This is a genomic window from Propioniciclava sinopodophylli (assembly GCF_004324755.1).
In the GTDB taxonomy this organism is placed as follows: Bacteria; Actinomycetota; Actinomycetes; order Propionibacteriales; family Propionibacteriaceae; genus Propioniciclava; species Propioniciclava sinopodophylli.
Genome location: NZ_SDMQ01000004.1, coordinates 186,450 through 201,503, shown reverse-complemented (window position 1 = coordinate 201,503; position 15,054 = coordinate 186,450). Strand labels below are relative to the sequence as shown.

14 protein-coding genes and 4 pseudogenes are annotated in these 15,054 nt (G+C 67.7%); 4 read left to right on the top strand and 14 right to left on the bottom strand.

Going from position 1 to position 15,054, the window contains the following annotated elements; genetic code table 11:
* The first annotated feature begins 199 nt into the window (after positions 1–199).
* On the top strand, positions 200–361 hold the full coding sequence (locus tag ET989_RS14850; protein ID WP_165490061.1) for a hypothetical protein: 162 nt from the start codon (positions 200–202) through the stop codon (positions 359–361).
* A gap of 481 nt (positions 362–842) precedes the next feature.
* Here the strand turns inward: ET989_RS14850 and ET989_RS15515 are convergent.
* Positions 843–1,732, bottom strand: a pseudogene (locus ET989_RS15515) (IS3 family transposase); the annotation flags it as partial.
* Between the two features lie 55 nt (positions 1,733–1,787).
* Here ET989_RS15515 and ET989_RS06115 point away from each other — a divergent pair.
* Positions 1,788–2,099, top strand: a pseudogene (locus ET989_RS06115) (transposase); the annotation flags it as partial.
* Positions 2,100–2,125: 26 nt separating this feature from the next.
* A pseudogene (locus tag ET989_RS06110) lies at positions 2,126–2,275 on the top strand (IS3 family transposase); the annotation flags it as partial.
* A 32-nt stretch (positions 2,276–2,307) separates the two neighbouring features.
* Here ET989_RS06110 and ET989_RS06105 read toward each other — a convergent pair.
* The 9 genes and pseudogenes from ET989_RS06105 to dnaK form a co-directional block, all read right to left on the bottom strand.
* Entirely contained in the window at positions 2,308–2,835 is a 528-nt protein-coding gene (locus tag ET989_RS06105; protein WP_131167656.1) for a YflT domain-containing protein, read from the bottom strand.
* A gap of 369 nt (positions 2,836–3,204) precedes the next feature.
* Entirely contained in the window at positions 3,205–3,672 is a 468-nt protein-coding gene (locus ET989_RS06100) for an Hsp20/alpha crystallin family protein (RefSeq protein ID WP_131167673.1), read from the bottom strand.
* Between the two features lie 430 nt (positions 3,673–4,102).
* Positions 4,103–5,164: a rhodanese-like domain-containing protein gene (locus tag ET989_RS15510; RefSeq protein ID WP_241656224.1), complete on the bottom strand. Its 1,062-nt coding sequence runs from the start codon at positions 5,162–5,164 to the stop codon at positions 4,103–4,105.
* A pseudogene (locus ET989_RS15505) lies at positions 5,088–6,105 on the bottom strand (NAD(P)/FAD-dependent oxidoreductase). The gene ET989_RS15510 and the pseudogene ET989_RS15505 overlap by 77 nt, the downstream one beginning before the upstream one ends.
* Positions 6,089–6,259, bottom strand: a complete 171-nt coding sequence (locus tag ET989_RS15500; protein ID WP_206660981.1) for a hypothetical protein — start codon at positions 6,257–6,259, stop codon at positions 6,089–6,091. The pseudogene ET989_RS15505 and the gene ET989_RS15500 overlap by 17 nt, the downstream one beginning before the upstream one ends.
* 43 nt (positions 6,260–6,302) lie before the next feature.
* The gene (locus ET989_RS06080) at positions 6,303–6,722 is read right to left on the bottom strand and encodes a MerR family transcriptional regulator (protein ID WP_165490060.1); all 420 of its coding nucleotides are present in this window, start codon (positions 6,720–6,722) and stop codon (positions 6,303–6,305) included.
* A 2-nt stretch (positions 6,723–6,724) separates the two neighbouring features.
* Positions 6,725–7,825, bottom strand: a complete 1,101-nt coding sequence (locus ET989_RS06075) for a DnaJ C-terminal domain-containing protein (RefSeq protein WP_131167652.1) — start codon at positions 7,823–7,825, stop codon at positions 6,725–6,727.
* Positions 7,825–8,391, bottom strand: a complete 567-nt coding sequence (gene grpE / locus ET989_RS06070; protein WP_129457910.1) for a nucleotide exchange factor GrpE — start codon at positions 8,389–8,391, stop codon at positions 7,825–7,827. Before grpE ends, ET989_RS06075 begins: the two co-directional genes overlap by 1 nt.
* Before the next feature lie 159 nt (positions 8,392–8,550).
* A complete protein-coding gene (dnaK, locus tag ET989_RS06065) occupies positions 8,551–10,386 on the bottom strand; it encodes a molecular chaperone DnaK (protein WP_131167651.1) in 1,836 nt (611 codons plus the stop codon).
* A 238-nt stretch (positions 10,387–10,624) separates the two neighbouring features.
* On the opposite strand from dnaK, the gene ET989_RS06060 reads away from it, so the two are divergent.
* Positions 10,625–11,536: a universal stress protein gene (locus tag ET989_RS06060; RefSeq protein ID WP_165490059.1), complete on the top strand. Its 912-nt coding sequence runs from the start codon at positions 10,625–10,627 to the stop codon at positions 11,534–11,536.
* A gap of 81 nt (positions 11,537–11,617) precedes the next feature.
* Here ET989_RS06060 and ET989_RS06055 read toward each other — a convergent pair whose 3' ends face one another.
* The 4 genes from ET989_RS06055 to ET989_RS06040 form a co-directional block, all read right to left on the bottom strand.
* Positions 11,618–12,502 carry a S1C family serine protease gene (locus ET989_RS06055; RefSeq protein WP_206662246.1) on the bottom strand — a complete coding sequence of 295 codons (885 nt, stop codon included), beginning with the start codon at positions 12,500–12,502 and terminating at the stop codon, positions 11,618–11,620.
* 275 nt (positions 12,503–12,777) lie between these two features.
* A complete protein-coding gene (locus ET989_RS06050; protein WP_165490058.1) occupies positions 12,778–13,299 on the bottom strand; it encodes a DUF308 domain-containing protein in 522 nt (173 codons plus the stop codon).
* 117 nt (positions 13,300–13,416) lie between these two features.
* Positions 13,417–14,076: a response regulator gene (locus tag ET989_RS06045; protein ID WP_165490057.1), complete on the bottom strand. Its 660-nt coding sequence runs from the start codon at positions 14,074–14,076 to the stop codon at positions 13,417–13,419.
* Positions 14,077–14,078: 2 nt separating this feature from the next.
* Positions 14,079–15,044, bottom strand: a complete 966-nt coding sequence (locus ET989_RS06040; RefSeq protein ID WP_131167647.1) for a sensor histidine kinase — start codon at positions 15,042–15,044, stop codon at positions 14,079–14,081.
* Positions 15,045–15,054: the final 10 nt, after the last annotated feature.

Sequence of the window (15,054 nt, the reverse complement as noted above, 5' to 3'; positions counted from 1 at the left end):
TTCAACCACGGCAAGCAATGGCGCGGGTTCGCCACCCGCTACGACAAACTCGGCATCGTCTACCGCGGGGCCGCGGTCCTGAACGCGATCATCAGATGGCTCCAACGGTTACGAGACACGCCCTAGGTGGCAGTTCAGGCAAGGGCGGATCGGCTGGAGTGGCTGAGGTCGTCGGCCCGCCTGGCTACAGTCCAGGCGCATGAGAGCCACCACCAGCCAGCAGACCCTGATCTCCACCGTCTTCGACGCAGCCGAGCGCGCCATGCACGCCCTCACCCACCTCGTCCCCGATCTCGACCGAGACCGCACCGAGTACGCCGTCGTGTCCGTGCTCTTGGGAGAGGCGTGGGTCCACGGGTAGGTAGTCCGGCCCCTACCGCCTCCGTCGGGACGCTAGGGCGCGAAGGCGCGTTGCCAGACGCCTCCCCTTTGTCGACCAGCGTGACGTGAGGGATGCGTCTCCGGTCCCCTCAATGAGGAAGGGATGATTTGCCTCCAGTCGGGCTATGCGGTCCTCTAAACCTCAATCCACCGGTTGACGTTGTGCGTGTGTTTGTGCTTGTGGATCCCGTCTGGGATTGACGTCACGAGGGTGTGCGGGCATGCGTGATCGCCCGGTCTGTCCGGGTCTTCCACTTGGGTTTGTTGGCGCAGGCTCTCCTTAGGTCACTCCGGCGGCGAGGCGTGACGCCTCGCCGGGTGTTCTCAAGGGACCGACAGATCCGAGGAAAGACAGCAGATGTCGATCGGAGTGAGGGTCAGGAACCCCTGAGAACACCCGGCACCAGCATCCTTGCGCGTCCGTCGCTGTGTGGGTCAGGACCCTCGAGAACACCAGCACAAACAGTCTCACTGTCGGAGTGGAAGATCGCCCCGGGGGCGAGGTGTCCGTGGGTGTGGGCCATCCGCAGAGCGGCGCTGATCAGTTCGGTGCGCATGTGCTCCGCCATCGCCCAGCCGACCACCATCCGGGAGTGGAGATCGATCACGGTGGCCAGGTAGAGCCATCCCTCGCTGGTGCGCAGGTACGTGATGTCACCGACCAGCTTGGTCCCTGCCGTGTCGGAGGTGAAGTCGCGTTTGACCAGGTCAGGGCGCTGTTCGGCGTCGTCGGCGGGGATCGTGGTGCGTTTCTTCGTGCGAGGCTGGATGCCGGCGATCCCGGCCTGACGCATGATCGAGCGCACCATTCCCTCCGAGGCGGGCACGCCGTCGGCGGTCAGGTCAGCCAGCACCCGGCGGTGCCCGTTGACGCCGTTGGAGGCGGCGTGGCTCTCGATCACCGCCGCGGTCACCTCCGCCCGCCGGGTCGCCGCCGGGCTCGGGGTGTCGCCTCGCTTCACCCAGGCGTAGTACCCGGCCCGTGACACGTGCAGCAGTCGGGTCATCAACTCGACCGAGTGGGCGGCCTTCTCCGCGTGGATCAGCGTGAACTTGTCGGTCACGGTTGCGTCGTTGCGAAGAAGGCCGCCGCTTTCTTCAGGAACGCGTTCTCCTCCGACAGCCGGCACACCTCGGCCTCCAACGCGGCAAGCCGGGCCGCCTCCACCGGGGGCGGGGCCTTCACCGGGTCAGGGTGCTGTTCCCGGTAGATCTTGACCCAGTAGCCCAGCGAGCTCTCATTGATCTCCAACTCCCGCGCGACCTGCGCGATCGGCCGCTGCGCGACCACCACGAGCTGGACCGCGTCAGCCTTGAACTCCGGGGTGTACCTCCTGCGTTTCGATGACATCTCGTCTCGTCGTTCCTTCCTGGTAACGACTGTCCACGAGAAGTGTCACACCCCAGAGGCAGCGTTTGCCAAGATGTGTGGCGCGTGCCCGATCCCGGCTGGATCCGGCAAGACCAACAGCCGGCACCGTCTGTACCGCGGCGGGAACCGGCAGGCCAACGCCGCGCTGTATCGCGTGGTCATCGTGCGCATGCGCTGGCATCAGCCGACGATCGACTACGTGGCCCGTCGCACCGCCGAGGGCATGTCGAAGCGGGAGATCATCCGGTGCCTGAAGCGGTACCTCGCTCGCGAGCTCTTCCGCCTGCTGCCGGCCCCGGACGCCATCGCCAAGCCCGTTAATGGAGAGCTCGAAATCGCGGCCTGATCGACTTGACGATCTATAGGAGCATCAACGCCCTCGCTGAGACCGTGATCGGCTACTACAAGACCGAACTCGTCCGCGGCCCCGCCCGTCCCGGACCGTGGCGGACGGTCGAGGACCGCGAGCTCGCGACCCTCGGATGGGTGCACTGGCACGACACCCAGCGCCTACACGGCTACCCCAGACTCAGGGCGCTTCACTTCACGCCTTTTCAGTCTCCGGGGTGGGCGGTCTGGTCCGCGAGGAGACGAGCGGCCTCCGCAGCGTATGGTGCTTCCACTTGGACCTCGTAGTGGCCCGCCTCAAGGGTCTTCAGTGAGTCGAAGTCCCGTCGGCCGCCCGTAGCCAGGTGTCCAAGGAAGTAAAGCAAAGCGCCCCAAACTGCGCCAGAGGCGACCGAGATGATCACGATGGCCAGCCAACCGAATCCGGGGGCGAACAGCCCGAACAGCAGACCTAGCAGAACACCGAACCATGCTCCAACGGCTGCGCCCCGTAGCGCAGCCTTTCCTCCTGTCAAGCGACCGAGTACCTGCTCGACAACACGAACGTCGAGCCCCACGATCGTCACTCGTTCCACATCGAAGCCGGCGTCGGAAAGACGGTCAACCGCTGCCTGCGCACTGGCGTAGTCAGAGAACTGCGCGATCGTTTGCTTCCAGCGGGGGTCATTGGTGAACGAGAACTCATTAGCCTCCTGCTCCGGAGGGTTGTTGCGAGGGGTCTCGGGGCTGGTCATGGGCGTACTCCTTCAGTGAAAACTGGATGAACCACCGTGCTAAGACCAGAAGGCTGGGTGCATGCCCGTCTTCCGGTCTTGCAAGGACGGGTGTTGCGCCGTTCGTCCGGGCTGCCCCAGGCAGCGGCCTGTTCCACCGCCCTGGCGACCAGTGCCCGGGCGTCTTCCGACAGCGCCCGGGACAGATCGACTCGTTGCACCGGCGGCGGGGTCGCTCCGCGCCCAGAACACTGAACGGATCCCGCCCGCCGAAAAACTGGCCGATGAGATCGTCGAACGGGGGAGTCGAACCCCAGCGGATTGGGCATGGCTTCCTCTCCCAGACCCGCGGCGACGCCGGCGCCGATCGCGCGGGCGGCCGCGGTCGCTCTACTGCGTCTGACCCGATCCCTCGCCGGTGGCTTGCTGCTCACCGGAGGAGGATCCCTGTTCGATCGCTGCCGTGCGGTCAGAGGCCGAAACCTGGATCTTGCGCGGCTTGGACTCCTCAGCCACCGCAATCGTCAACGTCAGCACCCCATCGGCGTAGCTGGCCTCGATGCGGTCGGTCGCCAGCCCCCGGCCCAAGGTGAGCTGACGGGCGAAGGTCCCCGTGGGCCGCTCCCGCACCAGCCACTGCGCCTCCTCCGGGCGCCGCTCGGCGCGCACCGTCAACGTACGGTCATCGACGTCGATATCGATCGAGCCGGGGTCCACGCCCGGCAGGTCGATCTTGGCGACGAAGGCATCATCACCAGAGCGGTACAGATCCATCGGAATCGCCACCGCGGACGGGGCCTGACGCATGGCCGTGCCCAGCAAACGCTCAATCTCGCGGAAGGGATCCAAAGCCGTCATCTTCACCATCGCCTCTCCGTGACCGGCGGCCCGGCCCATCCGGGTCTCGCCTCTCCATGACACTACCACAGCCCAGACGACGCGACCGCAGGGGACCGCGAGCCCGCGCGGTGGCCATATTGACACCCAGGGACGTCCCTGGATACATCCGATCGACCCGGGCCGAGCAACCTATGCCCAGACCGCCGGCCAAGGCCCAGATCGCAACAGCAGCCCGGCGTGAACAGATCGACCTGCACCGTGCCCTCATCGCTGTGCAGACGAGTTCGGACACTCGTGCAGTCCACTTCGGAAACTGACACACAAGGCGCGGTTCCGACGCGCCACCGCTTCATTGCACGGGCGCGGTTGATGGCCGCGCTCAAGACCCCCGCCCAAGTCGCCCTCGAATACCAGCAAAACAGGTCAAACGCAGCGTAAACCAGCAACATCAGCTGTCCGCTGAGAGCCAATCAGACCAGTCACACACCTCTTGGATCGCTATGGGTCGGAGACGCCTGCTCTGCTGGCTGTCGCTGACGAGCACGACGCGGCGCTGGCCGTGGGATCGCGGGAGCTGGCCTGGGGCCAGCCGCTGACCGGTGCACCGGACTTCCTGCGGGCAGAAGTCGCCTGGGCAGTCACCCATGAGGGTGCCACCCACCTTGATGATGTGCTTCTGCGACGTGTGCGACTGGACATCGAACGACGAGATCGAGGACTGTCTGCGAGCGACGAGATCCTCGTCATCATGGCCCCACTGCTGGGGTGGGACGCCGCCGACATCGACCGCGAACGCCGGGCCTACGCCGACCGGGTTGCGCAGATTGCGGCAGCCGAGGCCGAGACCGACGACGCGGCCGCCGTGTCCCACTTGTCCATTGCCATCTGAACCACCAATGCCCCGGGGGTGGCCACCAGCATCGCTGGTGGCCACCCCCGCGCTCTTCCCGTCACGTGCGTGGTGGAAGCGCTTTCGTCCAGGCGCGGGTTCCGGCGATCCAGGTCTTGTAGCCCCCGTCCAAGTTGCGGGCAGGGATGTCGTGCCCGGCCAGGATCCGGCACGCCACATGGCCGCGCACACCGACAGCTCAGTGCACGACAACTCGTGGCCCGGGGCCAGCTCCCGGACCTCGTCGATGCGCTGGCGCAGCTCGTCGACGGGCATGTTGATGGCTCCGGGGATGGCTCCGGCCGCGAACTCTGCGGGGCTATGGACGTCGAGGAGGACGGCGACACTGTCCTGGGCCTGGGCGAGCTGGTGCCACTGGTGGGTCAGCGAGGTGGCGGTGTGCAGGTTCTCGTCGGCGAAGCCGAGCATGTTCACCGGATCCTTGGCGCTGCCGAAGGGCGGCGCATAGGCCAGTTCCAGTTGCGCCAGATCACTGGCCATCACATGGCCGGTCATTGCCGTGGCAATGACATTGATCCGCTTGTCAACACCCTTGGGGCCCACGCCCTGGGGTCCGATGATCGCGTCGGTGTAGGGGTCGACGAGCGGCTTCAGCGCCATCTGTGTGGCGCCGGGGTAGTAGCCGGCATGGTCTCGGTCGGATGGGTGTGGATCGCGCGGTAGGGGCGCCTGCGGCACGCAGGCGCTTCTCATTCCAGCCGACGGTGGCCGCCTGCAGACCGAACAGGTCCACGATTGCGGTGCCGAGCACCGGACGGTCGCCGATCTCGCGGCCCATGATGCGGTCGGCGATCCGATGTCCCTGCAGGTTCGCCGTCTGGGCCAGCGGCACCAAGACCAAGCACCCATCGACGGCGTCATGCTTGGCCACGGCGTCACCGGCCGCGTAGATGTGCGGATTGTGCGTGGTGAGGTTCCGGTCGACGACGATCCCGCCATTGGGTGCGCACTCCAGGCCCGCATCACGGGCGAGCTGCGAGTCAGGGCGCACCCCGATGGCGGCCACCACCAGGTCGGCATCCAGGATCGACTGGTCGGCGAGGGTCACGTCGTGGTCACCGATGGCGGTGACCGCGCACCCCAGGTGCAGGTCGACCCCGGCCGAGCGCAGCGCGTCGCGCAGGTGTGGCCATCTCGGGGTCGAGCGGTGCCAGGACTTGGTCGGTGGCCTCCACCAGCGCCACCTGCAGGCCCTTGCGAACGAGGTTCTCGGCGACCTCGAGACCGATGAAACCGCCGCCGGTCACCGCGTCGGTGCGGGCCTGCTGGGCGGCGGCAGCGAGCGCATCGGCGTCCTCGACATTGCGCAGGGTCAGTGCCCACTCGATGCCGGGGATCGACGGACGCACCGGTGTGGCACCGGGCGCCAGCACCAGCCGGTCGTAGTGCAGACGCCGGGCGGCGCCAGTGGCCAGGTCGGTGACGGTGTGAGCTGTGCGGTCGATGGCCTCGGCGCGGGTGTTGACCAGTACGTCGATGTTGAAGCGGGCCTTGATGGCCTCGGGCGTCTGCAGCAGCAGGGCATCACGGTCGGTGATCACACCACCCACGTAGTAGGGAAGACCGCAGTCGGCGAGCGGAGGAGATGTGGCCCGACTTCGCCACGACGGTCATGGAGGCCTGCTCGTCGAAACGCCGCAGGCGGGCGGCGGCCGACATGCCGGCGGCGACGCCGCCGATGATCACGATGTCCATGGGACTTTCTTTCCGGAGGATGTCAAGGGGTGGCCTGGCGGGCTCAGCGGCCCAGACGACGCCGGGCACCCGGGCGGTGACGCCCGACCCAGACCCGGCCGTCGGCGCCCGTGGTGAACACGCGGCCACTGGGCGTGGGCATCGCGCTGTCCAGCTCGGCCCACAACTGGCCGACCAGGTGGTCGAGCTCACGTCGCGTCTGGTCGATCTGGTCGCGCAGCGCGAAGATCGAGGCCACCTGCGCGACGGGCATCCCGGCGTGCTGCACCATGTTGAGCGCCTGGCGCAGCCGGGCCACGTCGGCCCGGCCGTAGACGGGCTGGCCGGCCACGTCCTGGCCGGGACGCACGATCCCGGCCCGGGCGAAGGCATCCAGGGTGCGCGGGTGGATCCCGGTCAGGTGCACCACCTGGATGGTGGTGAACACGACGTTGTCACGCCGCTCGTGGTTGTTGCTGGTCATGGTCATTCCCTCCCCAGAATCGAGGCGCGCGGGTTGGTCTCACCCATCGCGCGGGCGAAGTCCCGGATGGCCTGCTTGGCCTGGTCATTCACGCTGCTCGGCATCTGCACCTGCAGGGTCACAAGCAGGTCACCGGTGCCGGCCTTGGTCTTCACGCCCTTGCCGCGCACCCGCAGCGTGCGGCCGTTGGGCGTGCACTCGGCCACGCGCACCGTCACCCGTCCACCGTCGAGGGTGGGCACCTCGATGTCGGCGCCCAGGATCAGCTCGTCGACGGTGACCGGCACGTCGAGGGTCAGGTCACGGCCCTTGCGGCCGAACAGCCGGTGCGGGGTGACGTGGACGCGCACCAGCAGGTCGCCGGCAGGTCCGCCGTTGACGCCGGTCGAGCCCTTGCCCTTGATCCGGATGGTCTGCCCGTCTTCGACGCCGGCCGGGATGCGTACCTTCATCGTCCGCGACTGCGGCACCCGGGCGGTGCCACCGCACGAGCCGCACACCTGCGGCGGGTTGCCCGAGGTGATGCCGGCCCCGCCACAGGCCGTGCACGGCACCTGCGAGACCAGCTGCATCGACATCGTCGTGCCGGCCACGGCCTCCTCGAAGCCGATGGTCACCTCACCCTCGATGTCGGCACCTTGGCGCGTGCCTTGCGGGCGACGCCCACCGAAGCCACCGCCCTGGCCGAACAGGCCGCCCAGGATGTCCTCGTAGCCGCCACCCTGGCCGAACAGGTGCTCGGCCGAGCCACCCGTGGAGTAGCTGTAGGTGAAGGGCCCACCACCGCCCTGGCCGTACTGGCCTCCGGCACCCGGGAAACCCGCACCGTACTGGCCGGCGCCGGATCCGTAGCCGAAACCGCCGTTGGCGACCATCTCGCGGATCTCGTCGTACTCGCGGCGCGAGTCGGGGTTGGACAGCACCGAGTTGGCCTCGGAGACCTCCTTGAAGCGGGCCTCCGCCGCAGCGTCACCGGGGTGCTGGTCGGGGTGGTTCTCGCGGGCCAGCTTGCGGAAGGCCTTCTTGATGTCCTTGTCAGAAGCGTCCTTGGAGACCCCGAGCACCTTGTAGAAGTCCTTGTCGACCCAGTCCTGGGCGCTCATCAGCGGTCCTCCTGTCCCGTCAGGTCATCGTGGGTGGTGGCCTCGGGATCGGGGTCACTGACCGCGACCCGGGCGGGGCGCAGCACCTTGTCATCGATGCGGTGGCCGGGCTGCATCACCTGCGAGACACAGGTCTGGGTGGCGCCGGGCAAGGGCTGCTGCATCAGCGCCTCGTGCAGGGCCGGGTCGAAGGCGTCACCGACCTCACCGAAGCTGGTCATGCCGTGACGGGTGGTGAGGGCCAGCACCTGGTCGGCCAGCACCTTCACCGGTCCGTCCAGCTGGCCGTGCTCGTCGGCCAAGCGGATAGCGTCGAGCACCGGCAGCAGCTCACCGAGCACCTTCTCGACACCGCCCCGCCGCGCCAGGTCGCGGTCGCGGTCGACGCGCTTCTTGTAGTTGACATACTCGGCCTGCAGCCGCTGCAAGTCCTCGGTGCGCTCGGCCAGGCGACCTTTCAGCTCGGCCACCTGCGCGCGCAGCGCCTCGACCTGCGCGGCAGCGTCGAGCTCCTCAGCGGTCGTGCTCTGCTGACCGGTCGTGGTGGTCACGTCGTCTGCGCTCATCTGTTTTCCTCATGTCTGGTGGGTGGCAGCACCTGGCGGGTAGGCACTGCTGCGAATGGCCCATGGCGCCGCGAAGCGCCCGCAGGGGGGGTGCTGCGGGCCGATCGCGTGGCCACCGCCCGGGACGGGTGGGGCCGCGAGGCGACCCCACCCGGCGGATCACTTGTCGTCGACGATCTCCGCGTCGACCACGTCGTCGTCCGAACCACCGGCATCGGCCGGGGAGGCCTGCTCCTGGGCCTGCTCCTGGGCCTGCGCCTGACTGGCCGCATAGACGGCCTGGCCCATGGCGGCGGCCTTGGTGTTCAGGTCCTCCATCGCGGCCTTGACCTCGGAGTCGTTGTCGGTGCCCTTCAGGGCCTCCTTCAGCTTCTCCAGGGCCTCGACGACCGGGGCCTTGACCTCGTCACCGATGCTGTCGGCGTCGGCCAGCAGCTTCTCGGTGCGGAAGGCCAGGGCATCGGCCTCGTTCCGCATCTCGACGGCCTCACGGCGCTTGCGGTCCTCCTCGGCGTGCGCCTCAGCGTCACGGACCATCCGGTCGATGTCCTCCTTGCCCAGCGCCGAACCACCGGTGACGGTCATCGACTGCTCCTTGCCGGTCGCCTTGTCCTTGGCCGAGACGTGGACGATGCCGTTGGCGTCGATGTCGAAGGTGACCTCGATCTGCGGCACGCCACGCGGGGCGGGCATCAGGCCGGTGAGCTCGAAGTTACCGAGCGACTTGTTGTCGCGGGCGAACTCGCGCTCACCCTGGTAGACCTGCACCATCACCGACGGCTGGTTGTCCTCGGCGGTGGTGAAGATCTCCGAGCGCTTCGTCGGGATCGTCGTGTTGCGCTCGATGATCTTGGTCATCACACCACCCTTGGTCTCCAGGCCCAGGCTCAGCGGAGTCACGTCAAGCAGCAGTACGTCCTTGACCTCACCCTTCAGCACACCGGCCTGCAGAGAGGCACCCAGCGCGACGACCTCGTCGGGGTTGACACCCTTGTGCGGCTCCTTGCCGGACAGCTCCTTCACCAGGTCCGCGACGGCGGGCATGCGGGTGGAGCCACCCACCAGGATGACCTGGTCGATCTTGTCCACCGAGGTGTTGGCATCCTTGATCACGGCGTGGAAGGGCGCCTTGCAGCGGTCCAGCAGGTCCTGGGTCAGGCGCTGGAACTCGGAGCGGGTGAGCTTCTCTTCCAGGTGCAGCGGGCCCTGTGCACCGGCGGTGATGTAGGGCAGGTTGATGCTGGTCTCCTGGGAGGAGGACAGCTCGATCTTGGCGCGCTCGGCAGCCTCCTGCAGACGCTGGGAAGCCATCTTGTCCTTGCTCAGGTCAATGCCGTTCTTGTTCTTGAACTGCGTGACCAGCCAGTCGACGATGCGCTGGTCCCAGTCGTCGCCACCCAGGCGGTTGTCACCCTTGGTGGCCTTCACCTCGAAGACGCCCTCGGAGATGTCCAGCAGGGACACGTCGAAGGTGCCACCACCCAGGTCGAAGACCAGGACCGTCTGCTCCTCGCCACCCTTGTCCAGGCCGTAGGCCAGGGCGGCCGCTGTGGGCTCATTGATGATGCGGTCCACGGTCAGACCCGCGATCTCACCGGCCTCCTTGGTGGCCTGACGCTCCGCGTCGGAGAAGTAGGCCGGGACGGTGATGACCGCATTGGAGACGGGCTCACCCAAGTAGGCCTCGGCGTCGCGCTTCAGCTTCTGCAACACGAAGGCGCTGATCTGCTGGGGCTTGTAGACCTTGCCGTCGATCTTGATGCTCCAGTCGGTGCCCATGTGGCGCTTGACGGAGCGAATGGTGCGGTCGACGTTGGTGACGGCCTGGCGCTTGGCGACCTCGCCCACCAGGACCTCACCGGTCTTGCTGAAGGCCACTACCGACGGGGTGGTGCGAGCGCCTTCGGCGTTCGGAATGACAGTGGGATCGCCACCCTCAAGAACTGCGACGACGGAGTTGGTGGTGCCCAGATCGATGCCGACGGAACGTGCCATGGTGTTCTCCTCCTGTGTGGTGCGAACTGCGAACGATGGTCCAGAAGCGCTGCATGAACGGTGCGCTTCTCGTCATCCACTGTCGCCCAGGGCGCGGCTCCGGTCGATGGGTGGCGACACCCAAAGTGGCCGGGGCGATCCCCACCCCCGGGCCAGAACGCTTGGCCGGGCTGCCGGTGCGCGTCGAGAGTGGAGCCACCACGAACAGCGAAGCTGTTCCTCACAGAAAGGCAACCTCATGGAGTTGAAGGATTTCACCGCTCTGGTCGTCGGCGTCGACGGCTCCCCAGCCGCCGACCGTGCTGCCGCGTGGGCCTGTCAGTTTGCCGACCGGCACGACCTGTCGGTGCGGCTGCTGATGATGGTGTCCATGCCCGTGCCTCCCAGCACCGACACCTTCGCCGGCCCGATCTCCCACTGGTACACCCTGCAGCTGGTCGAGGACTACCTCGACGCGATGCGCGCGCAGGTCAACCAGCTGGCTGAGCTGAACCGGGCTCGATTCCCCCAGGTCGACATCACCACCGAGGTGCAGCTCGGTGCCCCCGCCCACGGCCTGATCGCTGCCACCGGGCCGAGCGACATCCTCGTGGTCGGGCGCCAGGGCCGCGACGGCATCGTGGAACACCTGCTCGGCAGCACCACTGACGCCGTCCTGTCCCACAGCAAGCAGCCAGTCGTCGTCGTGCCCATGCAGGGTGACTGGCGCCCCGACGGCCCCGTGGTCGTGGGGGTCGACGACCAGGGTTCCTGCCAGGCCCTGCACCTGGCGGCACAGATCGCCAGCAGCCACCACACCACGCTGCAGCCCGTCACCGTCGTCCACTTCGACCCCTCGTGGACCACGGCATTCGACGACCGCATGCCGGAACTGATGGCAGCCAACGCCATGGAACGTCTCGATGATCTGCTGGAGCCGGTGACCGAGCAGCATCCCGACCTCACTGTGGACGCCATCCTGGTCGACGGCAAGCCCGTCGACGCCCTGGTCAAGCGTTCCCGCGGCGCCAGCCTCGTGGTGGTCGGCAGCCGTGGCCGGGGCGGCTTCATCGGTCTGCTGCTGGGCTCGACCAGCCGACGCATCGCCGGTCGGAGCTTGGCGCCGGTGATGGTCGTGCGCAGCGAGAGCACCCCCACCCACCAGGCCTGACCCGCCTCACCACGTCAGATGCCCTCGGCATCCCGCACGGGATGCCGAGGGCATCTGTCATGTCTGACGCGTCGGGGCGTGTCAGTCGCTGGCCAGCGTCGCGGACAGCGTGAGTTCCTTGCCGTCACGCACCACCAGCAGGTTCACCTGCTTGCCGACGGGAAGTCCCCGCACATGCCCCACCAGGGACAGCGCAGAGGTGGTGGCAGCACCGTCGATGCTGAGGATGTGATCGCCGGCCTTCACCCCGGCCCGCTGAGCCGGACTGTCGGCAACCACCGAGACGACCACCGCGCTGCGCACCTGTTGCGTGCCGCGTGCCGCGATGCCGTCAGCCACGGAGATCCCCAGTTGCGAGTGCCGGGCCCGGCCATCACGAATGAGCTGTTGGGCCACCATCGACACCTGGTCGGACGGGATCGCGAACCCGATGCCGATGCTGCCGCTGCCCGGGCCCAGCGTGGCGATGGAGGAGTTGATGCCGATCAGCTCGCCACAGCCATTGACCAGGGCCCCACCCGAATTGCCCGGATTGATCGGTGCCGAGGTCTGGATGGCATTGGTCACCGTCGCGACGCTCGGTCCGGCGCCTTGTTCGGAGGCAGCCACCGGACGGTTGAGGGCACTGACGATGCCGGTGGTCACGGTCCCCTCCAGGCCCAGGGGATTGCCCACGGCCATCACGGGCTGCCCGGTGCGCACCGTCGCGGAGGTGGCAATCCGGATCGGGGTGAGCTTGGCGTCCTTGACCGTGAGCACCGCCAGATCGGTGATCGGGTCACGACCGGCGATGGTGACCGGCTTGACGGTGTTGTCGGACAGGGTCACCGACACGTCACTGTCGGTGGCATCACCCACCACGTGGGCATTGGTGACGATGTGGTGGTCATCAATGACCACCCCCGAGCCCTCACCCACCGGACGGCCGCCGCTGGAGACATCCACCGACACCACCGACGGGCTCACCGCGTCCGCCAATGACGTCCAGGAAGGATCATCCAGGCTGCACGAAGAACCAGAATTGTTCCCCGACGGGGAACCGCTGGCGGCCGCTGACGTCGAGGGGGCCTTCGGACCAACCGGGTCCATCGGGGCGGTGTCACTACAGGCAGCAAGGGGAAGCAGCGAAACCATTGCAAGGGCGGTGACCGCCGAACGTGCAAGGCGAGGTTGAAGCATGGGAAAACTCCTGATGGGGTAGAGGGCTGTGGATGGGTTGCAGACGGGGCCGACGGATCAGGTCAGCTGTTCTTGGCCGCGCGCCACACGGCGATGGCGGCAGCGGCCTGCGTCGCGCCGATGGCCAGCAGCGTCATGCCGGCCCACAGGCCGATGGTGATGATAGCGGCGGTGTGGTCGATGACGAACCAGCCGCCGGCCAGGACGAGCAGCAGCCCGCCCAGGACGTGGAGCCAGCGGTGATCGGTTGCCTTGCGGGCCATCAGGGCGATGCCGGACACGATGGTCCACAGGCCGACGGCGACGGCGATGAAGGACAGGGTCAGGCCGGGCAGCAGCAGCACGAGCAGGCCGAGGGCGATGCCGATGACGCCGATGGTGCCGGCGACCCAGCGCAGCAGGCCGGTAGCGTGCCAGGCGCCGATCATCGTCGAGACGGACTCGACGAGCAGGAAGGCGCCGCAGAAAATGACCAGCGAGCGCAGGGTCAGGCCGGGCCACCACATGAGCAGGATGCCGAGCCCGATGAGCAGCGCGGCGTTGAGCAGTTCGACGAGGGACAGGGTACGCAGGGTCTTGGTCATGGTGGTCTCCACAGGGTTGGACGGGATGTTCACGTCGTCCATTCCAGTGCTCGACACCCGGCGCAACCATCGGTGTCGACACCCACATGCGCAGGCACCGACATGCACCCGGCTGGGTCAGGGTTCGATGAGGCCCACCCGGATGGCGTAGCGGGTCAGTTCGAGACGGTCCTTCATCCCGAGCTTCCCCAGCAGGTTCGCACGATGCCGCTCGACGGTCTTGGGACTGATGAACAGCATCTCGGCGATTTCCTTGCCGGAGTGCCCTTCGGCGATGAGCTTGAGGATCTCCTCCTCACGCGGGGTCAGCAGCCGGTCGCCTTCGTGGGCCTCACCACGCTGGACGTACTCGCGGATGATGGTCGACATGGCACCCGGGTACAGGAAGGGTTCCCCGCGCACGGCGGCATGGCAGGCGTTGAGCAGGTCGCGGTCGGCCATGGACTTGTGGACGTAGCCGGCCGCGCCGGTCTTGAGGGCCCCGAACAAGTACTGCTCGTTGTCGTGCATGCTCAGGATCAGCATCTGGGTGGGCAGCTTGCGCTGGGAGACCTCGCGGGCCACCTGCAGCCCGGTCATGCGGGGCATGGTGACGTCCAGGATGGCCAGGTCGATGTCGCCGCGGCTGATCCGCTCGAGGGCCTCGGCCCCGTCGGCGGCCTCCGCGACGACGGTCAAGTCGGGCTGCGGGTCGAGCATCATCTTCACGCCTTGGCGCAGCAGGGTGTGGTCGTCGGCCAGCAGCACGCGGGCGACTCGGGTGGTGGGCGTGTGCATGGTCAGTCCTCCGGGAGGCTGTCGTGGGGGAGGGTACCCCGGTCGATGCGCAGTTCGACGCGGGTGCCGCCGCCGGGGTTGTCGGTGATGGTGAGCTGGGCGTTGATGGAGCGTGCGCGGTCGTGCATGCTGGCCAGGCCCGTGCCGGGGGTGGAGCCCTGCAGGCCGCGGCCGTCGTCGGCGATGACCAGCCGCACGGTGTCCTGGTCGCAGTGCAGTGACAGGGTGACGGTGCTGGCCTGGGCGTGTTTGGCGCTGTTGGTGAGGGCCTCCTGGGCGATGCGGTAGACGACCAGTTCGGCGGCCCAGCCCAGGTCGGGCACCGGCTGCAGGTCTCGGCGCACGACCACGCCGGTGGCCTCGGCGTGTGCGGTGGCCAAGGAGGTCAGGGCGGCGACCAGGCCCAGGTCTGACAGGACGCTGGGACGCAGGTCGGCGGCCAGCCCACGGACCTCCTGCAAGCTGGTGCGCACCGCCTCCTGGGCCATGGCCACCTTCTGCTCCTGGTCGGCGCCGTCCTGGATGGACTGAAGCAGCAACAGCGCATAGGTGAGGGTCTGGCCGATCTGGTCGTGCAGTTCCCGCGACAGGCGGGCCCGTTCCAGTTCCTGGCCCTCGATGAGCGCGGTCAGCGTCGCCCGTCGCTGGGACCGCAGGCGCTCCACAAGGTTATTGTGGGCATCGACGATGCTGTCCAGGTCGGGCATCTCCGGAACGGCCTGGATCGGGGCAGCGTCGTCGAGGTTGGGTGTCTCGGCGATCTGCCGCGCGACCTTCTGCACCGGGGCGAAGCCCCGCTCGATGGCGCGCCAGCTGATGATAGACACGATGATCACTCCAGTCAGGGAACAGGCGATCTCCCAGGGCTTGGGGGGCCAGCTGACGGTGAGTGGGGTTGCGACGATGAGCAGGTTCATCGACAGGAAGGCACCCGAGACCGTCGCCCAGACCCGCTGCTGCAGACTCATCGGGGGCTCC